We start from the raw sequence: 19,220 nt of genomic DNA on the forward strand, positions 1-19,220 counted from the left end.
CATGGACGAGAAGGACCTTCGAATCCTCAAGGCCATCGGGACGCTCGAATCGGGGAGTCCCGACCGGATAACCGAGGAGACGGGCATCCCGAAGTCGACCGTTCACTACCGCCTCGAACGGCTCCAAGAGCAGGGCATCATCAAAAACGACATCTTCGATATCGACTTCGAGAAGGCCGGGCTGAACCTCACGCTCATCACCGAGGTCTGGGCCGAGTACGGCTCGGAGTACCACAAGGAGGTCGGCGACAAACTCGGGGAGGTGCCCGGCGTCAACGAGGTGTACTTCACGCTCGGCGACACCGACTTCGTCCTGATTTCGCATCTCGCCTCGCGCTCGATGGTCGAGGACCTCATCTCCGAGTTCGAGGAGATAGACGAGATTTCGCGGACGAGTTCGACGTTCGTCATCACGACCATCAAGGACGAGCCGAACCCGCTGAACGACTACGAACTCGAAGAACTGAAAGCGGCGCTTCTCCCCGACGTGTCGTGACGCGGCCCGTGCCGTATCCGCACGAACCCCGCCGCACCGCGTTTCGACCGCCGGAAGCGAAAGCGAATCAGTCTTCGAGCTGCTGGGCGCTCAGGTGCGCCTTCGCTTCCGTCCGGGTCGGCAGCCCGCCGGCGACGGCCAGCAGGACGACGCCGAGCAGACACCAGCCGCCGACCATCGCCCACTCGTAGGGCCACGCCAGCGCCGAGGGCGAGCCGGGGAGGTAGAGACCGACGAAGAACACGGTCAACAGCAGCCCGAGCGCGCCGACCGCGTAGCCCGCCGGCAGCTTGAACGGCCGGTCGAAGTCGGGGTCGCGGTACCGGAGCACGAGGAACGAAACGACGACGAGAAGCCACGCCGTCACCATGCCGAGCCCGCCGGCGTTGACGACCCACACGAGCATCTGCTCGCCGAACAGGGGCGCGAGCGCCGCGAGGCCGCCGACGAGCACGATTGCGGTCGACGGCGTGTCGTGGTCGTCGTGAATCGTCGCGAGCTTCTCGGGGAGCATGTGCGAGTCGGCCATCGCGTAAATCGCGCGGCTGGCTCCGAGGACGAACCCGTTCCAGCTCGTGAGGATGCCCGCGAGGCCGGCCAGCGCCATGATGCGGCCGATGGTCACGCTGTCGAACGCGATTTCCATCGCCGTCGCGGCGGGGAGCGAACTCTCGACGAGCGTCGTGCCCGTGGCGACCTGCCCGGCCGCCCAGATGACGGCGATGTAGAACGCGGCGGCGCAGGCGACCGAGAGCCCGATGAGCCCGCCGAGGAGCTTCGGTGACACGTCGGCCTCGCCCGCGGCCTGCGGAATCACGTCGAAGCCGACGAACATGAACGGCGTCATGATGGCGACCGTGAACACGCCGCCGATGCCGGCTCCCGCGAGCGGCGGCGACGACGGCGACGTGCCGTTGAACAGCGCGCCGAGAAGGAGCGTCAGCCCCGACAGCGTGATGACGAGCGCGAGAATCGCCTGGAACTGCGCCGCCGGCCGGACACCCCGATAATTGAGGTACGTGATAACCACGGAGCCGATGACGCCCGTCGCGACCCACGTACCGTAGACCGGCTGACCGGCGACCGTCCAGAGTTCGAACACGTTGAAGCCGGGGACGATGTACGCGAGGGCGCTCGGCAGCGCGACCGCCTCGAACGCGACGACGCTGATGTAGCCGAAGATTATCGCCCACGTACAGGCGAACGAGCCGGCCGGCCCCAACGCCCGCATGCTGTAAACGTGCTCGCCGCCGACGAACGGCATCGCGGAGGCGAGTTCGCCGTAGATGAGCGAGACGACGGTCACCATGAACCCGCCGAGGACGAACGCCGAGATAGCGCCGGTGACGCCGCTTTGGTCGATGAAGTACCCCGTCTGCACGATCCAACCCCATCCGATCATCGCTCCGAGTGCGAGCACGAACACGTCGCGCTTCGAGAGGACGCGTGAGAGTTCTCCTGTCATGGTTATGAGTGACATCACCACATTCTAACTTACCCACTATATATCTTACTGTGTTCAATTTTTAGCCTCTATTAGAAACACAGTTCAATAGTAATCCGTCATCTGGGACGACAAATCGAGCGACGATTCACCGGAAAATCGCCAAACGGCCGTCGGTTCGAATAGTAGTCAACTCGTCGAGCAGAAAGAAACGGCGTCCGCGCTCGATTCGCGTTCCGGGCGTCGTCGCGGGCGTCGCGCCCGGTGTCGCGTTGGGTGTCGCTCCGGGTGCTGGGTCGGGCGTCGTCGCGCTTACTCGTCGGCGGGCGCGTCCTCGACCCAGACCGTCTTCGTGTTGACGAACTCCCGAATCCCGTGCCGGGAGAGTTCGGTCCCGTAGCCCGAGTCCTTCGTCCCGCTGAACGGGACCCGCGGGTCAGACGCGACGACGTGATTGACCGCGACGTTACCCGCGGTGAGCTTCGTCGTGAGCGCCTCGCCGCGTTCGGCGTCGGCCGTCCAGACGCTCGCGCCGAGGCCGTAGGGCGTGTCGTTCGCCACGCGGACCGCCTCCGCCTCGTCTTCGACTCTGATGACGGTGGCGACGGGGCCGAACAGTTCCTCGGTCCTCGCGGGCGCGTCCTCGGGCACGTCGGTCAGCACCGTCGGCGGGTAGTAGTGGCCGGGTCGGTCCAGCGGTTCGCCGCCGAGGCGGAGCGTCGCGCCGGCCTCGACGGACGCCGTGACCTGCTCGTGGAGCGTCTCCATGAGGTCCGCCCGCGCCTGCGGCCCCACGTCGGTCTCGGGGTCGGTGGGGTCGCCGACGGTCAGTGCGCGCATCTCCTCGGTGAAGCGCTCGACGAACTCGTCGTAGACGGCCTCGTGGACGAGAAAGCGCTTCGCGGCGATACACGACTGGCCGTTGTTCTGCGTTCGCGCCCGTGCGGCCCGCTTCGCGGTCGCTTCGAGCGGCGCGTCGTCGAGGACGACGAAGGGGTCGCTCCCGCCGAGTTCGAGCACCGTCGGCTTGAGTTCGCGGCCGCTCGTCTCCGCGACGGCCCGCCCGGCGCGGGTGCTCCCCGTCAGGCTGACGCCCCGAACTCGGTCGTCTTCGATGACGCCGGCGACGCGCTCGGCGGGAATCCGGAGCGAGGTGAACACGTCGTCGGGGTAGCCCGCCCGCTCGAAGACGGAGGCGATTGCGTCGGCGCAGCCGAAGACGTTCGGCGCGTGCTTGAGCACGGCGACGTTTCCGGCGGTGATGTGCGGGGCCGCGAACCGGAACACCTGCCAGAACGGGAAGTTCCACGGCATCACCGCGAGCACCGGGCCGATTGGCTCGTAGGAGACGTACGTCTTCGACCCCGGCACGGTTCCGATGTGCTCGTCCTGCAGGAACTCCGACGCGTGTTCGGCGTAGTAGTCGCAGACCCACGCGCACTTTTCGACCTCGGAGACCGCCTGCTCGACGGGTTTGCCCATCTCCTCGGTCATCAGCGTCGCGTACTCCTCGCTGTGTTCGCGCAGCACGTCGGCCGCGGCCGCGAGCAGTTTCTCGCGCCGCGAAATCGGCGTCTCGCGCCACGATTCGAACCGGTCCCACGCGGCGTCCAATCGCGCGTCGACCGTCGCTTCGTCGTGTTCCTCGTGCGTCTCGATGACCTCCTCGGTCGCGGGGTTGATGGATTTCATGGTCGGCTCTCGGGAGCGCGGCGGTCGCTCGTCGCTCCCGCTTGGACCCACTGTCGTCCCATATGTTGATAAATGTTCCAGACGAAGCAGAATACTCGGACTGTGTTCAAAGCGCGTCGGTGACGAACGCAGTCGAGTACGGAGCTCCCAGGCGCGTTCGAGTCTGGAACGACCGCCCTCGTCCCGACACACCCGCAGTGTTCTGGATGATATTCCACACAGAATAATTTATTAGGATTCAGTTTAGAACTTGTGTTCATGAGAGAACGGACGACGAACTCGTCGGTCGAGGCGGCGTACGACGACTACCTCATGCCGATTTGGAAATCGCTGAACGTCCCGGTCGAGCGGGCGTCCGGCTGTACCCTCGAAGACTTCGACGGCAACGAGTATCTCGACGTGTTCTCGGGCATCTCGGTGACGAACGTCGGACACAACAACGAGGCGGTCGTCGAGGCCGCCACGGAGCAGTTGGAGGAGTTCGTCCACGGCTGTTCGTACGTCCATCCGAACCGGCCGGTGGCCGACCTCGCCGAGACCATCGCCGAGGTGACGCCGGGCGACCTCCAGAAGACCTTCTTCTGTAACTCCGGCACCGAAGCCGTCGAGGGAGCTATCAAACTCGCCCGGAAGTACACCGGCTCCAAGGAGGTCATCTCGCTGGAGATGGGCTTCCACGGCCGCACCCTCGGGAGCCTCGCGCTCACCGGCAACCGGGCCTACAAGCAGGACATGGCTCCGACCATCAACGACGTGGCTCACACCGCGCCACCGTACGCCTACCGCTGTCCCCGCTGTGACGGCGACACCTGCGGCGCGGACTGCGCGGACGCGCTCGAACGGGTCATCGGCTCGCACACCAGCGGCGACCTCGCGGCGGTCGTCGTCGAACCCGTCATGGGCGAGGCCGGCATCGTCGTTCCCTCGGAGGCGTGGCTCAAGCGTGTTCGGGACATCGCCCACGACCACGGCGCGCTCCTCATCGCCGACGAGGTCCAGACCGGCTACGGCCGCACCGGCGAACTGTTCGCCAGCGAGCAGTTCGGCGTCGAACCGGACATCCTGACGCAGGCGAAGGGCATCGCCAACGGCCTGCCCCTCGGCGCGTTCACGGCCCCCGCGGACATCGCGGACGCGTTCGGCTCCGGCGACCACCTCTCGACGTTCGGCGGCAACCCCGTCGCCTGCGCGGCCGCGCTGGCGACCATCGAGGAACTCCAGAACGGTATCGTCGACAACGCCCGCGAGAACGGCGAGTGGCTCTCGGCCGAACTCGCCACGCTCGAATCCGACTACGACGTGGTCGGCGAGGCCCGCGGCCTCGGGCTGATGCAGGGCATCGAACTCGTGGACCCCGAGACGACCGGCCCGCAGCACGTCGCGCCCGCCCCGGACAAGGAACTCGCGGCCGCGGTCGGCGAGCACCTCCGCGAGGAGTCCAACGTCGTCATGGGCGTCGGCGGCTACTACAAGAACGTCATGCGCTTCCAGCCGCCGCTGACGATTTCGCAGGCGCAGCTCGGCGAGGCCGTCGACGCGCTCAGAGTCGCGCTGGACGACCTGGCCTGAGTCGCCTGCGTCGACCGCGACACCCGCTCACGGCCTCGTTTCGATTGCTCTCGGTCTCGCGGCTTACGGTGGTGATAGTTGTGGATTGGTGCCGGGGAGGGATAGCCCCCGCTGAAACGGCCGCCTCCGCCGGAAGCGCGTCTCGACCGTCGGTCTGGGTCAGGGTGTGTCTTACTCGTCGACTTTCACCATGACCTTGATTGCCTCGCGGTCGTCCATCGCCTGATAGCCTTCCGGGACGCCGTCGAGGTCGACGGTCTTCGTCAGGATGGGCGACGGGTCGAGGGTGCCCTGCAGCACGTCGTCCATGAGTTCCTCGATGTAGTTCCGGACGGGTGCGCCGCCGGCGGAGAACGAGAGGTTCTTGTAGAATATCGGCTGGAGGAAGTCGGCGGACTCGACGTGCGGGACGCCCACGGCGCCGATGGAGCCGCCGGGACGGGCGACCTGTGCGGCGGTTTCGAGCGCCGACGCCGCGCCGACGCATTCGAGGACGTGGTTCGCGCCGCCGTGGGTGAGTTCGAGGACTTCCTCGACGGCCTCTTGGCCGCGGGACGAGACGGTGTCGGTCGCGCCGAGTTCGCGGGCGACTTCCAAGCGGTCCTCGTGGTGGCCGACCGCGATGATTCGCTCTGCGCCGATGCGCTTCGCCGCGAGGACGCCGCACAGCCCGACCGCGCCGTCGCCGATGACGACCGCGGTGTCGCCGGCTTCGAGGTCCGCCAAGACGGCGGCGTGGTGGCCGGTCGACATCACGTCCGTGAGCGGGAGGAGCGATTTGAGCGTTTCTTCGTCGTCGGCGTACCGCTCGGGGACCCGAACGACCGTGCCGTCGGCGTGAGGGACGCGGACCTTCTCGGCCTGTGCGCCGCCGGTCTCGTCGCCGTGCGGACCGAAGAACCCGCCGTCTACACACGCGGTGTGGATGCCTTTGCGACAGAACTCGCACTCCCCGCAGCTGTACGCGAACGGGACGAGCACGCGGTCGCCCGGTTGGACGCTCGTGACGTCCTCACCGACTTCCTCGACGATACCCATCGGCTCGTGGCCGACCCCGGAGCCCTCCTCGTGTTCCTCGTGACCGCGGTAGAACCAGAGGTCGGACCCGCAGATGGCGGTGTGAGTGACGCGGATGACCGCGTCGGTCGGTTGTTGAAGCTCCGGTTCTGGTTTTTCCTCGATGCGAACGTCGCCCGGACCGCGATAGACTGCTGATTTCACGTACGCTGTGAGGTACGGACCTTGCGGGCATAGATGCGATGCTATATGAACAGTCCATTTAACTGCGGCCGGGCGGCCGTCCCGCTCGTCCACGGGGAAGCGAGCCGACCGCGTGGGCACGTGGCCCAGCGGCGGTTCACTGCGTGGGCGGTTGCATCCGCGCCTGCATGCCCAGCGAGGAGGTAATCAGTTCCCGTTCGCCGCGTCGGAGGAGACTCGACAGCGACGGTTGCGAGATGCCGAGTTCGGCGGCCAGCTCCTCGGCCGTAATCTGTCGCGGACTCTCGTAGTAGCCGCGCGAGACGGCGAGCGTCAGCGCCTCCCGCTGGCGGTCGGTGAGGCTGTCCGTCGGTTCGTCGGACGCGGACCCCTCCGACGCGATGGACACGAGGTCCAGCGAGATGCCGTGGGTCTCACAGCTCTCTCGGAACTCGTTGAACCCCTCGTACTCCTTGAACACTTTCGTCTCGTGCCAGCCGTCGGCGGTGACGACCGTCGGTTCGAGCTGTGCGCCCCCGAAGTCCGGCTCGAACGCCTTCGAGACCGACTCCGCCAGTTCGACGGTGAGCTTGTAGACGTCCTTGTCGGCGGTCTCTCCGATTGCGTCGGCCGCGACGACCTCGTCGCGCGTCAGGAGGTCAGCCTTAGTGACGCCGTCTTCCCGCTCGAACTGCACGGTGAATATCTGCACGTCCGGTTGCAGACAGAGTGCGTGAACGCACTCGACCTCGTCCGGCCGTAGCGCGGTCGGAATGCTGACCAGCGGAAGCGAAGTCGAGCGAAGAACGAACTCCGTGGTGATAGCCATTGTGTGGTATCACGCCGTCCGGCGAGTTAACGTTCTGGGGTCTCCGCTGCGTGGGGGTGACCCGACCCTTCGATTCAGGGGCGGTCTAGCTCTTTGTCCCACGCCTTCCACGTCTTCAGAAGCGGGATGATGGTGTAGTCGTCGACGATTTCCTCGCCGTCGAAGAGGTCCCAGACGTACTCTTTCAAGGTGTTCAGGTCGGTGTGCCACGCGCTAAATACGAGGTCGTACTCGCCGAGACAGGAACTCGCGTTGTAGACGAGTCCCTCGTCGATGAGCATCGTGATGAACTCGGTCCGCACCTCGGAGGAGACGTGCTGGTCGAACGAGACGAGCACCTGCGCGTCGGCGAGGTCGGCCTCCTGGAGGACGATGACCGCGAGGATTTCGAGCACGTCGCTCTCTTGAAGCTTCTCGCGGCGGCGACGGACCGCGGTCCGGGAGAGTCCGACGCGCTCGGCGAGTTCGGTGTCTGAGATGCGGCCGTTCTCGTTGAGCGCGCGGAATATCTCGTAGTCGTGCTCGTCGAGGTAGTTTTCGAGGACCGCCTCCGGCGTGTTCGGGTCGGGCGGCGCGTCGGCGGACGTGAGGTCGGGGTTTTCCATGGTCGGATGTATTGGTGGGGTTCGATTTGAAACTGCGGGTGGCGTAAACGAACCAAAACGACACAATAGTTGTGTCGAATTGGCTAGTCCACGGCTTGCGGTGGGTGGGTGGTGGGTGGCGAGCGATTCGGTCGTGGGACGCCGCGCGAAACGCGGCGTCGAGGGCAGTTCAGCGGCGAGGCCACCGGCGCGACCGAGGCGTCACCACCGGGTCACCACCCCGCCTCGTCCCGCGGTAGCGGGTCGTACGGAACCTCGTACCCGAACGCTTCGGGGCCGATGACGTCGAGCGCTTCGGGCGTCGTGAGCAGTTCGGGCGCGGGCACGCCGAGGACGCGGACGCGCTGGCCGTACCGCAGGGCGTCGGTCGTGACCGGCGCGCCGGTGTCGGTGTCGACGAGGCAGATGAGGTCGGGCACGGTCGTCCGGAGGTCGCCGTCGTCGTCCCGCGCGACGAGGAACTCGTTTTGGAACTCGATTTCGAGGGTCGCGTCCTCGTCCAACCCGGCGAGCGTGACGCTCCCGAGGGCGAAGCCGTCGCGGTTGCGGCGGTGCACGTCCACGATTTTCCCGGCGAACAGCTCCTCGCCGCCGAGCAGTTCGCGGCCGGCGTCGACCGGGTCGGTGCCGGCGTCGCGGGCGCGTTCGACCGCCCGCCCGAGTTCGGTGGCGAGCGAGACGGTGTGGGGAACCGCGTACTCCGAGACGAACGCGCCGGTCATGAGCGGGAAGGCGTAGCCCGAGCGGCCGCCCATCTGGACGGTGATGGCCCGCGCGAGGTCTTCGAGGCGCTTGGCCGAGTCGATGTCGCGGTAGACGACCTGATTGCCGCGCTCGTCGGTCGTCGCCGCGTAGTTCACGGGCGTGCCGTAGATGAAGAACGTGTCCATCTGGAGTTCGGGGAACGCCCGGCCCATGCCGTCGGCGTCGACCACGGGGAGGTCGGTCATCGCCGCCACGCACAGCGGGGCCATGCTGTTCGCGCCGCCGATTTCGCCGGGGATGAGCGCGTCGACCGTCTCGCCGGAGAGGTCTTCGATGGCCCGAAGCGACTGCACCTCCTCGTCGCCGCCGGCGAACTTCTCGACGCTGATGGTGGGCGCGCCCATCCCGCCGACGCTCGCCACGGTGGCGTCGGCCGGCAGGTCCCGCGGGTCGACCAGTTCGACCGCGTCGGGGTAGGCGTCGTCTTCGAGGAGCGTCTGGAGGCGCAGGCGGCCGAGACGGGGGTTGCCGCCGCCGCCGGTGCCGAGGATGCCCGCGCCGATGCCGAGCGCTTCGAGGTCGTCGAGCGTTATCGCCGTCAGGTGTGGGATGTCGAAACTCATGGGTGGTCCGCGAGTGGTTCGTAGGTCGCGTCGAGGCCGAACGCCCCCGGCCCCCACACGTCGAGGGCGGCGGGCGTCCGCATTATCTCGGGCGTCCGGATGCCGAGGACGCGGACCCGCGCCCCGTACCGGAGGCTCTCGGTCGGAATCGGCCCGCCCGTCTCGCGGTCGAGGACGGTGATGAGGTCGGGGACGGTCGCCACGTAGCTCCCGTCGACGGTCGCGCCGAGGTTCTCGTTTTGGAACTCGATGCGCATCTCCGACCCCGCGTCTTCGTCGAGGCCGTCGATGTCGACGTGGCCGAAGACGAAGCCGCGTTCGGTGCGGCGCTGGACGTCCACGATTTTCCCCTCGAACAGCGACCGCGCCTCGCCGTATATCGACTCGCGGGTCACCTCGCGGACGGCGTCCATCGCGTCGTCCTCGGCGAGTCGGAGCGCGCGGCCGAGGTCGCGGGCGAGCGACATCGTGCCGGGGATGGCCGTCTCTTTGACCTGTGCGCCGGTCATCGGGTAGTCGGAGACGTAGCCGACGCCGCCCATCCTGACCGTGACGCCGCGGGCCAGCCACTCCAACTGGTCGTTGTCGTCCGTCTCGATGAGACAGGTGTTTCCCCGCTCGTCGCTGACGGCCGCGGGCGTCCCGCTGATGCCGTAGATGTTGAACGTCTCGTGTTGGAGTTCGGGGAACGCCCGACCCATGCCGTCGGCGTCGACCACGGGGAGCCCGCGGCGGGCCGCGACGGCGAAGGGGAACGTCGAGTTGATGCCGCCGCACTCGATTGGCATCGTCGCGTCGGCGGTCTTCCCGAGTTCGCGCTCGACGCGCTCCATCGAGGTGACGGCCTCCCGCCCGCTCGGGAGCTTTTCGACCGAGACGGTGGGCGCGCCCATCTGGGCGGTCGGGACGACGAAGTCCTCGGCGTCCAACTCGTCCGGGGGGATGAGTTCGACGGGGCCGAACTCCTCGATGGCCTGCTTCGCGACGAGTTTGCCGACGTGGGGGTCGCCCCCGCCGCCGGTGCCGAGGACGGTCGCGCCGAGCGCGATGTCCTCTATCTCTTCGACGCCGATTTCGACCGTCATCAGTGGTCGAGCGCCCCGGCGGCCTTCACCTTGATTCGCACCGCGTTGCCGGGCAGGTACGAAAGCGGGACCTCCTCGATGTCGACGATGTCCACGCTGTCGGGGTCCGCGCCGGCCGCGAGCGCGTTGTCCGTGGCCTCGTCTTTCGCGTGTTGGATGGCTCCCTCGCGGTCCATCTCGTCGAGGCTGTATATGCGGTCGACCTCGCCGGAGACCTGCGCGATGGCGACGCCGACGGCGTTCGCGACCTCGTAGTGGTCGGGCTTGTGGACCTCGCTCGCGCCCGCGATGTCGTCGGGGACGAGGATGCTCCCGCCGCCGACGATGACCACGGGGACGGGGTCGGCGCTCGTCTTCATGCGGTCGACCTCGCGCTCGACGCGCTCTCTGACGTACTCGCGGGCGGCCTCGACGATTTCATCGTCGACGGCCGGCGTCTCGGAGCCGATGTCGATGGTGCCCGCGGCGACTTCGAGGTCGGTCGCGGTCAGCGTCTCGCCGCCGAAACACCTCGCCTCCTCGGTCAGCTTGTAGCCGACGCTCTGGGGGCCGACGGTGACGCCGCCGTCGGTCGAGACGATGGAGCCGCCGCCGATGCCGATGGCGATGATGTCGGGCATCCGGAAGTTGGTCTTCACCTCGCCGATTTCGACGGCGACGCTGCTCTCGCGGGGGAAGCCCTCGGTGACCGCGCCCACGTCGGTCGTCGTACCGCCGACGTCGACGATGATGCCGTTTTCGACCTGTGAGAGGTACGCCGCGCCGCGAACCGAGTTCGAGGGGCCGCTGGCGACGGTGAAGATGGGGTAGCGGATGGCGTAGTCGACGCTCATCAGCGTCCCGTCGTTCTGGCCGAAGTAGAGGTTCGCGTCGATGCCGCGTTCGTCCATCGCCTCGACGAAGGCGTTCGCGGCCTCCGAGGCGACGCTCGTGAGCGCGGCGTTGAGCGCCGTCGCGTTCTCGCGTTCGAGCAGGCCCACGCTGCCGATTTCGTTCGAGACCGAGATGGGCACGTCGTCACCGACCTCCTCGCGGATGAGTTCCGCGACCCGCGTCTCGTGGTCGTCGCGGACGGGCGAGAAGACGCTCGTCACGGCGAAGGCGTCCACGTCGGAGAACTCGCGAATCTGCGCTCTGACCTGCTCCTCGTCGAGGTCGTTGAGGAGTCGGCCGTCGAACTCGTGGCCGCCGTCGAGGATGGCGACGTTGTTGCCGATGGCCGCGGCGAGGTCGTCGGGCCATTCGAGGAGCGGGCGGATGCTCTGGGTCGCGGGCGCGCCGATGCGGATGACGCCGACCTCGTTGAGGCCGCGCCGCTCCGTGATGGCGTTCGTCGCGTGGGTCGTGCCGAGCATCACGTAGTCGAGTTCGTTTTCGGAGACGCCGCTGTCGTCGAGGACCACGTCGAGGGCGTTGAGGATGCCCGAGGTGATGTCTTCTGTCGTGGGGGTCTTCGTCTTCGCGAGGAGGTTGTCGTCGCCGTCCATGACGACGGCGTCCGTGTTGGTGCCGCCGACGTCGATTCCGATTCGGTAGTCAGTCATGTCTGGGTTGCTGGAGAGTTTCGATTGGTTCGTAGTCGATGCTGTAATCGAAGTACGCCGGGCCGACGAGGTCGAGTCCCTCCTCGGTCCGCCACTTCGGTGAACACGGCATCCCGATGACCCGCACCCGGTGGCCGTAGGCGAGTCGCTCGGTGGTGACGGGGTCGCCCGTCTCGGCGTCCACGACCGTAATCAGGTCGGGGGTGCTCGCCACGACGCCGCGCTCTGAGTCGCGGGCGACGAGGTTCTCGTTTTGGAAGTCGAGGGCGAACGTCCGGCCCTCGCAGTCGTCGATGCCGTCGAGGGTCGCCTCACCGACGGCGAAGCCGCCTTGGGTCCGGCGCTCCACGTCGGTTATCTTCCCCGCGAACAGCTCGTAGCCGTCGGTGAGGTCGAGGACCGACTCGACGGGGTCACGCGAGCGGTGCTTGGCGGTGCGAATCGCCTCGCCGATGTCGTGGGCGAGCGACATCGAGTCGAGAATCGCGTGCTCGCGGACTTCCGCGCCGGAGAGCGCGTAGGTGCCTATCATGCACGCGCCGCCCATCTCGATGCTCGTCACGCGGGCGAACGCCTCGGCGTACTCGTTGCTGACGGTGTTCACGAGAAGCGAGTTGCCCTTCTCGTCGGCGATGCTCATCGGGGTCGCGCTGACGCCGCCCATCGTGAGCGTCACCATCTGCACCTCGGGGAACGCCCGGCCCATGCCGTCGGCGTCCACGAGGGGAAGCCCGAGCGCGGCGGCGACGGCGATGGGGACGGTGCTGTTCAGCCCGCCCGCCTCGATACTCATCGTCGCGTAGGCCTCCTGTCCGAGGTGCGTTTCGAGCGCCTCGAAGGCGGCCAACGCCTCGGTTCCCTTCGGCATCTTCTCGACCATCACGGTCGGCGCGCCGAGCATCGCGCTCGGGATGACGAGCGCGTCGTCGGGCACGTCTCGCGGGTCGATGAGGTCGACGGGACCGTGCTCTTCGATTGCCTGCTGTGCCATCAGCTTCCCGATGTAGGGGTCGCCCCCGCCGCCCGTCCCGAGGACGGTCGCGCCGGTGGCGAAGTCGTCGATGTTGTCTGTGGTTATCTTCATGGCTCTTGGTTCGATGCGACCCCCTCGTCGGCGACCGCCGCGACGGCCACCTCGGGCGCGTCGTCGAACGCGTCGGCGTACGCCTCGTCGTAGATGTGACACCGGACGCTGGGGCCGGCGTCGACCGCGACGAACGCCGGTTCGTCGGCCGAACACGCGTCGGTCGCGTAGGGACACCGCGTGTGGAACCGACAGCCCGTGGGCACGTCCCGCGGACTCGGAATTTCGCCCCGGAGCGGTTCGTGCCGCGGCTTGTACGCCTCTTCCTCGTCGGTCGTGACGGGAATCGCGGACAGAAGCGCCCGGGAGTAGGGGTGTCGCGGCCGCTGGAAGACCTCCTGCGTGGGGCCGCGCTCCTGAATCTCGCCGAGGTACATCACGGCCGTCTCGTCGGCGAAGTTGCGGACCAGAGAGAGGTCGTGGGTGATGAACAGGTAGGTGAGGCCGAACTCCGCCTGTAAGTCCTCGAGGAGCGCGATAATCTTCGCCTGCACGCTCACGTCGAGGGCGCTCGTCGGCTCGTCGAGCAAGAGCAGTTCCGGCTCGACCGCGAGCGCGCGGGCGATGTTCACCCGCTGTTTCTGCCCGCCGGAGAGTTCGTGGGGGTACTTGTTCCAGTACTCGTCGTTCAGTTCGACGCGTTCGAGCAGGTCGACCACGCGCTCTCTGAGGTCGGACGTCGGCACGCCGCGGGCCTTCAACGGGACCGCGAGCGACTTGCCGATGGTTCGTCGGGGATTCAGACTCGACGTGGGGTCCTGGAACACCATCTGGACGCGCGACCGGAGGCGAGCCAGTTGCTCGTCGGTCGCGTTCGTGATGTCCTCGCCGTCGAATCTGACGGTCCCGCCGGTCGCGCCGGTCAGGCCGATAATCGTCCGCGCGACGGTGCTTTTGCCGGAGCCGGACTCGCCGATGAGCGCGAGGGTCTCCCCGCGCTCGATGTCGAACGAGACGCCGTCGACCGCTTTCACGTAATCGGACGTGCGCTTGATGATGCCGCTTTTGACGGGGAAGTACTTCTCGAGGTCGTCGACGTCGAGCAGGGGTTCGGACACGTCAGTCACCCCCCGTCTGCTTGCCCGGCCTGCGGGTCATGTGACTCCGCGTCTCCTCGACGGTCGGCCGCTCGGACGCCGGGACGGCCTCGTCGTAGAGGACGCACTCGACGCCGGTCTGGGGGCCGCGCTCGTACATCTCCGGGCGGGCCTCCTCGCACTCGGCGGTGGCGTAGGGACACCGCGGCGCGAACCGACAGCCCGGCGGCGGGTCGAGATACTCGGGAATCGAGCCGTCGATGCCGGTCGCCATCTCGTCGCCCGTCAGGCGCGGAATCGACGCGATGAGCCCCTGGGTGTAGGGGTGTTTCGGGTTCTCGAACAGCTCGTCTGTCGGCGCGGTCTCGACGATGCGGCCGCCGTACATGACGTACACGCGGTCGCTCACCTGCCGGGCGACGCCGAGGTTGTGGGTAATCATCAGGACGCTCAGGTCGTGGTTCTCGATGAGGTCCGCGAGCAGGTCGAGAATCTGGTCGTGAATCGTCACGTCCAGCGCGGTGCCGATTTCGTCGGCGATGAGCAGGTCCGGCTCGTTCAGCAGGGCCTGCGCGATGAGCGCGCGCTGGCGCATCCCGCCGGACAGCTGCGACGGGTACGAGTCCATGATGTTCTCGGGGTCCGGCATCTGGACCTCGCGGAGCATCTCCACGACGCGCTCGCGCGCCTCGTCGCGCTCGCCGCTGAAGCGGCGGCGGAAGAACTCCACGACGCCCGTGTCGCTGTCGCCGCCGAACTGTGCGGTGTCGGTGAGCTGTTCCCCGATGGTGAACGTCGGGTTCAGACTCGACATCGGGTCCTGGAAGACGAGGCTCATCCGTTGGCCCTTGACGCGCTCGAACTCGCGGTCCGAAAGCGACAGCAGTTCCGTCCCGTCGAACGTGATGTCGCCGCTGACGCGGGCCGGCGGCTGATTCAGGAGGCGGAGGATGGACTTCATCGTCACCGACTTACCACAGCCGGTCTCGCCGGCGATGGTGACGACCTCGCCTTTGCCGATAGAGAGATTGACGCCGTCGATGACCTCCGCGAGGCCGTCGAACGACTCGAAGCCGACTTCGAGGTTCTCGACGGTCAAAAGCGGGTTCTCGGCGACCGGCTCGTCGAGTCTCATCGGTTCACCTCCACGTCGAACAGGTCACGGAGGCCGTCACCGAGCATGTTGAACCCCATCACGAGGACGAAGATGGCGAGGCCGGAGAAGACGCTCACCCACCACGAGTCGGGCAGGTACGACGTTCCTTGGCTGACCATCGTGCCGAGCCCGGGTTGGGGCGGCTGGACGCCGACGCCGATGAACGACAGCCCCGCGCCGATGAGGATGACGAAGCCCGCGTCGAGGGTCACCTTGACCAGAATCGGCGACAGCGTGTTCGGGAGAATCTCTCGAAAGAGGATGTGCGGCGTGCTCGCGCCGGCGAGCTTCGCGGCCTGCACGTACTCCTCGCTGCGCTCGCTGGCGACGATGCTCTGGACGAGGCGGGCGTGCCACGTCCACCACAGCGCCGCGATGGCTATCATCGCGTTCGTCAGCGTCGGCTCCAAGGCCGACGTGATTGCCAACGCCATCACGAGCGGCGGTAAGGCGAGCGCCGTGTCGGTCGCCCGCATGATAATCGTCTCGGTCCAGCCGCCGTAGTAGCCGGCGACGAGGCCGAGCAGCACGCCCACGGGGACGCCGAAGCCGAGGACGACGGCCACGAGCATGAGCGACAGCCGGTAGCCGAAGAGGATGCGCGAGAGCACGTCGCGGCCGACGTGGTCGGTCCCCAGCGGGTGGTCGACGCTCGGCGGCTGAAGCGTGTTCGAGAAGTCGGTGAACTTCCCGGCGTGTTCGGGGTACGGCGCGACGACGGGCGCGAAGACGGCGAGCAGGACGATGGCGATGATGATGCCGAGACCGACGACGCTCATCGGCCTGCTGGTAAAGCGCTTCCACGACCGTTGCCAGAGTTCGCGGCGCTCGGCCGAGACGACCCGGTCGAGGACGCTCGCTGACTCGGCGCTCATGTCGCCTCCTCCATCGCCAGTCTGATGCGCGGGTCGACGCGACCCAACAGCACGTCGACGAGGAAGTTGATGCTCACGAACGCGACGCCGATGGTCATCGTGACGCCGACGACGGCGTTGAAGTCGTTGTTCAGCACCGCGGTGACGCCGTAGGACGCGAGGCCGGGCCACGAGTAGACGAGTTCGATGAGGAACGCGTTGCCCAGAAGCGAGGCGTACAGCAGCCCCAGAATCGTGAGCGTCGGGATGAACGCGTTCTTGAGCGTGTACTTGTACGTGACGAGCCACGAGGGGAGGCCGAAGCCGCGTTCGGCCTCGACGTAGTCTTGGTCTTTCACGTCAATCATGCTCGACCGGGTGATGCGCATCACCTGGCCGATGCCGGCGAGCGAGAGCGCGAGCGCCGGGAGGATGATGTGCGCCCACGCGTCGACGTGGGCCGCGAGGTTCCCCGACAGCAGGGTGTCCACGAGCAGGAAGCCCGTGAACCGCGAGACGCCCGAGCCGAACTCCGAGCCGAGCCGCCCCGTGATGGGGAGCCATTCGAGCAGGTAGCCGAATATCAGCTGGAACATGATTGCGATGAAGAAGCCGGGCACGCTCACGCTGAAGAACGCGACGAGCCGCGTCGCGTTGTCGGCGAGCCCGTCTTTGTTCTGCGCGGCGATGACGCCCAGCGGGATGCCGATGACGACGGTGAGGAACATCGACACCGTGATGAGTTCGAGCGTCGCCGGCAGGTAGTAGACGATGTCGGTGCTGACCGCGCGCTTCGTTTCGAGGCTCGTCCCGAGGTCTCCGACGAGCAGGCCCCGCATGTAGTCGAGGTACTGCAACGGAATCGGCTTGTTCAGGCCCATCTCGGCGGCGAGCGCCTGCACCTGTTCTTCGGACGCGAGCGCGCCGAGGGCCATTCGCGCGGGGTTCCCGGGGAGCACTCGTGACGTGGTGAAGATGATTATCGACAGGCCGATGAGACTCACGAGGATGCCCGCGAGCCGGCGCACGAGATACTGCCAGTACTTCATTCTTGGTAGAAGTCGGGGAACCAGTAGTCGAAGCTCATCGACGGCCGGAAGGTGTAGCCCGCCACGTCGGCGGCGAAGGCGTGTTTCTTCGACTGGACGAAGATGAACAGGTCGGGGTACTGGTTCGCGATGCGTTCTTGCACCTCGGCGTACAGTTCGGCGCGGGCGTCGGCGTCGACCGTCGAGCGCGCCTCGTCGATGAGGGAATCGACGTTCTCGTCTTCGAGGTGTTCCATGCTCATCCACGTCGAGGCGGCCTCGGAGTGGTACTGGTTGTAGAACACCGTGTCGGGCGAGGGGTACACCGGCCCGTAGAACACCTGATTGATGTGGGGCGTGTCCTCGACGCTCGTGGCGAGTTCGGTCATCGTCCCCCACGTCTGGGGGTTCAACTCGACGTCGATGCCGATTTCGTCCATGTTCTGCTGGAACAGCAGCCCCATCTTCTCTTCGAGGCCGTAGTCCTTCACGTAGGTGTTCTGGACGGTGATGTCGCCCTCCTCGTAGCCGGCGTCGGCGAGAATCTGCCGCGCCCGCTCGGGGTCGTAGGTCGGCTGGACGATGTCGTCGTTGTGGACGCCGAACGACGACGGGAGCGGGCCCTGCGCGGGGAGCGACCCCGGCGCGATTTCGTTGCGTGCCGTCTCGTAGTCGAAGCCGTAGGCCATCGCCTCGCGGACCGCGGGGTCGTCGGTCGGGGCCTTCTGGGTGTTGATTTTGAAGTAGAACGTCGTCACCGTCGGCACCGACTCGACGCGGATGTCGTCTTCGGCAGCGAGCGCCTCGTAGGTCTCCTCGCTTTGGTACTGGCTCGACATGTCGAGTTCGCCCGTCTTCATCAGCGAGCGGACGGTCGGGTCGTTGGTGATGATTTGGACGGTGACGTTGTCGTACGCGCCGTCTTTGAACGACCCCCAGTAGTCGGCGTAGCGGCTGAACGAAATCTGCGCCTGCCGCTCGAAGCCCGCGAGTTCGTACGGACCTGAGCCGGCGTCGTTGTCGTTGAGGAACGACTGGCCGTAGTCGCCGCGGTCACCGAAGTCGCCGTCTGCGGCGTTGTCGAGGACCAGTTGTTTGTCCACGACGAACAGGAGCACGAGCGTCGCGAGGAACGGCGAGTGGACGCGGTCGAGCGTGAACGACACCGTCCGCTCGTCCTCGACGGTCACGTTCTCCTTCGAGAGCACGTTCCCGAGCAGCGACGAGTAGCCTTGGTTGATATCGAGGAAGCGTTCGGCCGAGAACTGCACGTCCTCCGCCGTAACGGGGTTGCCGCTGTGGAACGTCGCGCCCTCGCGGAGCGTGAACGTGTAGGTCTGGTTGTCGTCCGAGACGGTCCAGTCCTCCGCGAGGTGCCCCTGCAAATTCCCCTCCGTATCGGGGAACACGAGCGGGTCGTAGAGGTTGACCAACGCGAGCACCTGCGTGTAGTCGGTCCCCTTCGCGGGGTCGACGGTCCCGAAGCGCTGGGTCGCGCTCATGCGGAGCGTCGAACTGCCCGAGTCGCCGCCGGACGACGACTCCGTCTCTGTCTCCTCGTCGTCGCCGCCCGAGGCCGTGGTCTGTTCTTGGCCGTCGTAGCTCTCGCCGCCGCCGGAACAGCCCGCGAGACCGGCGATTCCGGCCGTCCCGAGCGCCTTGAGGAAGTTCCGCCGACTCGCCGCGTCTCCGAACCGAGCGCGGACCGACTCCGACGCCGAACCCACCTGCGACCGCATCTGTGTGATGTCTTTTCTCGACATACGTTACTCATTCTCACAGAGGTGCAATGGAACATAAAGATACCGTATAGTAACCTAAAACAATATTCCTGGTTCAAAACGGAATACTCGGTGAACAATATGGAACAATGTGGCTGTCTGTCGTCTGCCACACGTCTGGTCGTGTCTCCGTAATCGACGGACTGCACGACCGTCCGAAGCACGTCACCGGCTGTCGTGGACGATTGGAAGTATTAGTTTTCCGCCCGCTGGCGCTCGCTCGCCGCTCGCGCCCGCGCTCTCCCCGCTACTGCGACGAGAGTCCGTTCCCGACTATACAGTTCTCGGTCGTTCGAGACGGATTATTATAAGAATACAATGATATTTTGAAACCTGACAAATTTATCCCGGTCTCGTAAGATTTCTAACATAGATTCATAAAACGGATTCTAAAACGCCTATTTATGGCTATAATATCGCTTTTATCTCCTTACTACTGGATATTTATTAGTCATTGTGGCTCGACAACTGATTGACATCTATCTAAA

16 protein-coding genes are annotated in these 19,220 nt (G+C 66.3%); 2 read left to right on the forward strand and 14 right to left on the reverse strand.

The genetic code is table 11. The features are described from left to right. Position 1: 1 nt before the first annotated feature. Positions 2-496 (forward strand): Lrp/AsnC family transcriptional regulator, encoded by a 495-nt coding sequence (locus DVK03_RS15165; RefSeq protein ID WP_004041088.1) that lies wholly within the window; start codon positions 2-4, stop codon positions 494-496. A 67-nt stretch (positions 497-563) separates the two neighbouring features. On the opposite strand, the gene DVK03_RS15170 is transcribed toward DVK03_RS15165, so the two are convergent. Continuing rightward, entirely contained in the window at positions 564-1,976 is a 1,413-nt protein-coding gene (locus tag DVK03_RS15170; protein WP_004061736.1) for an APC family permease, read from the reverse strand. A 276-nt stretch (positions 1,977-2,252) separates the two neighbouring features. After that, positions 2,253-3,632 (reverse strand): NAD-dependent succinate-semialdehyde dehydrogenase, encoded by a 1,380-nt coding sequence (locus DVK03_RS15180; protein ID WP_004041086.1) that lies wholly within the window; start codon positions 3,630-3,632, stop codon positions 2,253-2,255. A gap of 258 nt (positions 3,633-3,890) precedes the next feature. Here DVK03_RS15180 and DVK03_RS15185 point away from each other — a divergent pair, with 258 nt between their 5' ends. After that, positions 3,891-5,201 (forward strand): aspartate aminotransferase family protein, encoded by a 1,311-nt coding sequence (locus DVK03_RS15185; protein WP_115803571.1) that lies wholly within the window; start codon positions 3,891-3,893, stop codon positions 5,199-5,201. A gap of 171 nt (positions 5,202-5,372) precedes the next feature. Here the strand turns inward: DVK03_RS15185 and DVK03_RS15190 are convergent, their stop codons facing one another. The 12 genes from DVK03_RS15190 to DVK03_RS15245 form a co-directional block, all read right to left on the reverse strand. Beyond that, complete coding sequence (locus DVK03_RS15190) at positions 5,373-6,422, reverse strand: zinc-dependent alcohol dehydrogenase family protein (RefSeq protein ID WP_115803570.1); 1,050 nt, start codon at positions 6,420-6,422, stop codon at positions 5,373-5,375. A 136-nt stretch (positions 6,423-6,558) separates the two neighbouring features. Continuing rightward, positions 6,559-7,230, reverse strand: coding sequence for a helix-turn-helix domain-containing protein (locus DVK03_RS15195; RefSeq protein WP_006600006.1), 672 nt, complete (start codon positions 7,228-7,230; stop codon positions 6,559-6,561). Positions 7,231-7,304: 74 nt separating this feature from the next. Beyond that, positions 7,305-7,835: an Lrp/AsnC family transcriptional regulator gene (locus DVK03_RS15200; protein WP_115803569.1), complete on the reverse strand. Its 531-nt coding sequence runs from the start codon at positions 7,833-7,835 to the stop codon at positions 7,305-7,307. Between the two features lie 212 nt (positions 7,836-8,047). After that, a complete protein-coding gene (locus DVK03_RS15205) occupies positions 8,048-9,163 on the reverse strand; it encodes a DUF917 domain-containing protein (protein WP_115803568.1) in 1,116 nt (371 codons plus the stop codon). After that, on the reverse strand, positions 9,160-10,248 hold the full coding sequence (locus DVK03_RS15210) for a DUF917 domain-containing protein (RefSeq protein WP_115803567.1): 1,089 nt from the start codon (positions 10,246-10,248) through the stop codon (positions 9,160-9,162). Before DVK03_RS15210 ends, DVK03_RS15205 begins: the two co-directional genes overlap by 4 nt. Then, entirely contained in the window at positions 10,248-11,792 is a 1,545-nt protein-coding gene (locus DVK03_RS15215; RefSeq protein WP_006600004.1) for a hydantoinase/oxoprolinase N-terminal domain-containing protein, read from the reverse strand. The genes DVK03_RS15210 and DVK03_RS15215 overlap by 1 nt, the downstream gene beginning before the upstream one ends. Further along, positions 11,785-12,876, reverse strand: a complete 1,092-nt coding sequence (locus tag DVK03_RS15220) for a DUF917 domain-containing protein (protein ID WP_115803566.1) — start codon at positions 12,874-12,876, stop codon at positions 11,785-11,787. The genes DVK03_RS15215 and DVK03_RS15220 overlap by 8 nt, the downstream gene beginning before the upstream one ends. Further along, positions 12,873-13,943, reverse strand: coding sequence for an ABC transporter ATP-binding protein (locus DVK03_RS15225; protein ID WP_006600002.1), 1,071 nt, complete (start codon positions 13,941-13,943; stop codon positions 12,873-12,875). Before DVK03_RS15225 ends, DVK03_RS15220 begins: the two co-directional genes overlap by 4 nt. Continuing rightward, positions 13,936-15,048: an ABC transporter ATP-binding protein gene (locus tag DVK03_RS15230; RefSeq protein WP_008609280.1), complete on the reverse strand. Its 1,113-nt coding sequence runs from the start codon at positions 15,046-15,048 to the stop codon at positions 13,936-13,938. The genes DVK03_RS15225 and DVK03_RS15230 overlap by 8 nt, the downstream gene beginning before the upstream one ends. Then, positions 15,045-15,944 carry an ABC transporter permease gene (locus DVK03_RS15235; RefSeq protein WP_004061713.1) on the reverse strand — a complete coding sequence of 300 codons (900 nt, stop codon included), beginning with the start codon at positions 15,942-15,944 and terminating at the stop codon, positions 15,045-15,047. The genes DVK03_RS15230 and DVK03_RS15235 overlap by 4 nt, the downstream gene beginning before the upstream one ends. Beyond that, the gene (locus tag DVK03_RS15240) at positions 15,941-16,972 is read right to left on the reverse strand and encodes an ABC transporter permease (RefSeq protein ID WP_004968525.1); all 1,032 of its coding nucleotides are present in this window, start codon (positions 16,970-16,972) and stop codon (positions 15,941-15,943) included. Before DVK03_RS15240 ends, DVK03_RS15235 begins: the two co-directional genes overlap by 4 nt. Next, the gene (locus DVK03_RS15245) at positions 16,969-18,690 is read right to left on the reverse strand and encodes an ABC transporter substrate-binding protein (protein WP_008609275.1); all 1,722 of its coding nucleotides are present in this window, start codon (positions 18,688-18,690) and stop codon (positions 16,969-16,971) included. The genes DVK03_RS15240 and DVK03_RS15245 overlap by 4 nt, the downstream gene beginning before the upstream one ends. Between the last annotated feature and the right edge of the window lie 530 nt (positions 18,691-19,220).

The organism is Haloferax sp. Atlit-109R (assembly GCF_003665865.1).
Lineage (GTDB): Archaea > Halobacteriota > Halobacteria > Halobacteriales > Haloferacaceae > Haloferax > Haloferax volcanii.

Coding starts and splice junctions, on each gene's coding strand:
- DVK03_RS15165 (WP_004041088.1), top strand. CDS start 2: ATGGACGAGAAGGACCTTCGAATCCTCAAGGCCATCGGGACGCTCGAA.
- DVK03_RS15170 (WP_004061736.1), bottom strand. CDS start 1,976: ATGTCACTCATAACCATGACAGGAGAACTCTCACGCGTCCTCTCGAAG.
- DVK03_RS15180 (WP_004041086.1), bottom strand. CDS start 3,632: ATGAAATCCATCAACCCCGCGACCGAGGAGGTCATCGAGACGCACGAG.
- DVK03_RS15185 (WP_115803571.1), top strand. CDS start 3,891: ATGAGAGAACGGACGACGAACTCGTCGGTCGAGGCGGCGTACGACGAC.
- DVK03_RS15195 (WP_006600006.1), bottom strand. CDS start 7,230: ATGGCTATCACCACGGAGTTCGTTCTTCGCTCGACTTCGCTTCCGCTG.
- DVK03_RS15200 (WP_115803569.1), bottom strand. CDS start 7,835: ATGGAAAACCCCGACCTCACGTCCGCCGACGCGCCGCCCGACCCGAAC.
- DVK03_RS15205 (WP_115803568.1), bottom strand. CDS start 9,163: ATGAGTTTCGACATCCCACACCTGACGGCGATAACGCTCGACGACCTC.
- DVK03_RS15210 (WP_115803567.1), bottom strand. CDS start 10,248: ATGACGGTCGAAATCGGCGTCGAAGAGATAGAGGACATCGCGCTCGGC.
- DVK03_RS15215 (WP_006600004.1), bottom strand. CDS start 11,792: ATGACTGACTACCGAATCGGAATCGACGTCGGCGGCACCAACACGGAC.
- DVK03_RS15220 (WP_115803566.1), bottom strand. CDS start 12,876: ATGAAGATAACCACAGACAACATCGACGACTTCGCCACCGGCGCGACC.
- DVK03_RS15230 (WP_008609280.1), bottom strand. CDS start 15,048: ATGAGACTCGACGAGCCGGTCGCCGAGAACCCGCTTTTGACCGTCGAG.
- DVK03_RS15235 (WP_004061713.1), bottom strand. CDS start 15,944: ATGAGCGCCGAGTCAGCGAGCGTCCTCGACCGGGTCGTCTCGGCCGAG.
- DVK03_RS15240 (WP_004968525.1), bottom strand. CDS start 16,972: ATGAAGTACTGGCAGTATCTCGTGCGCCGGCTCGCGGGCATCCTCGTG.
- DVK03_RS15245 (WP_008609275.1), bottom strand. CDS start 18,690: ATGCGGTCGCAGGTGGGTTCGGCGTCGGAGTCGGTCCGCGCTCGGTTC.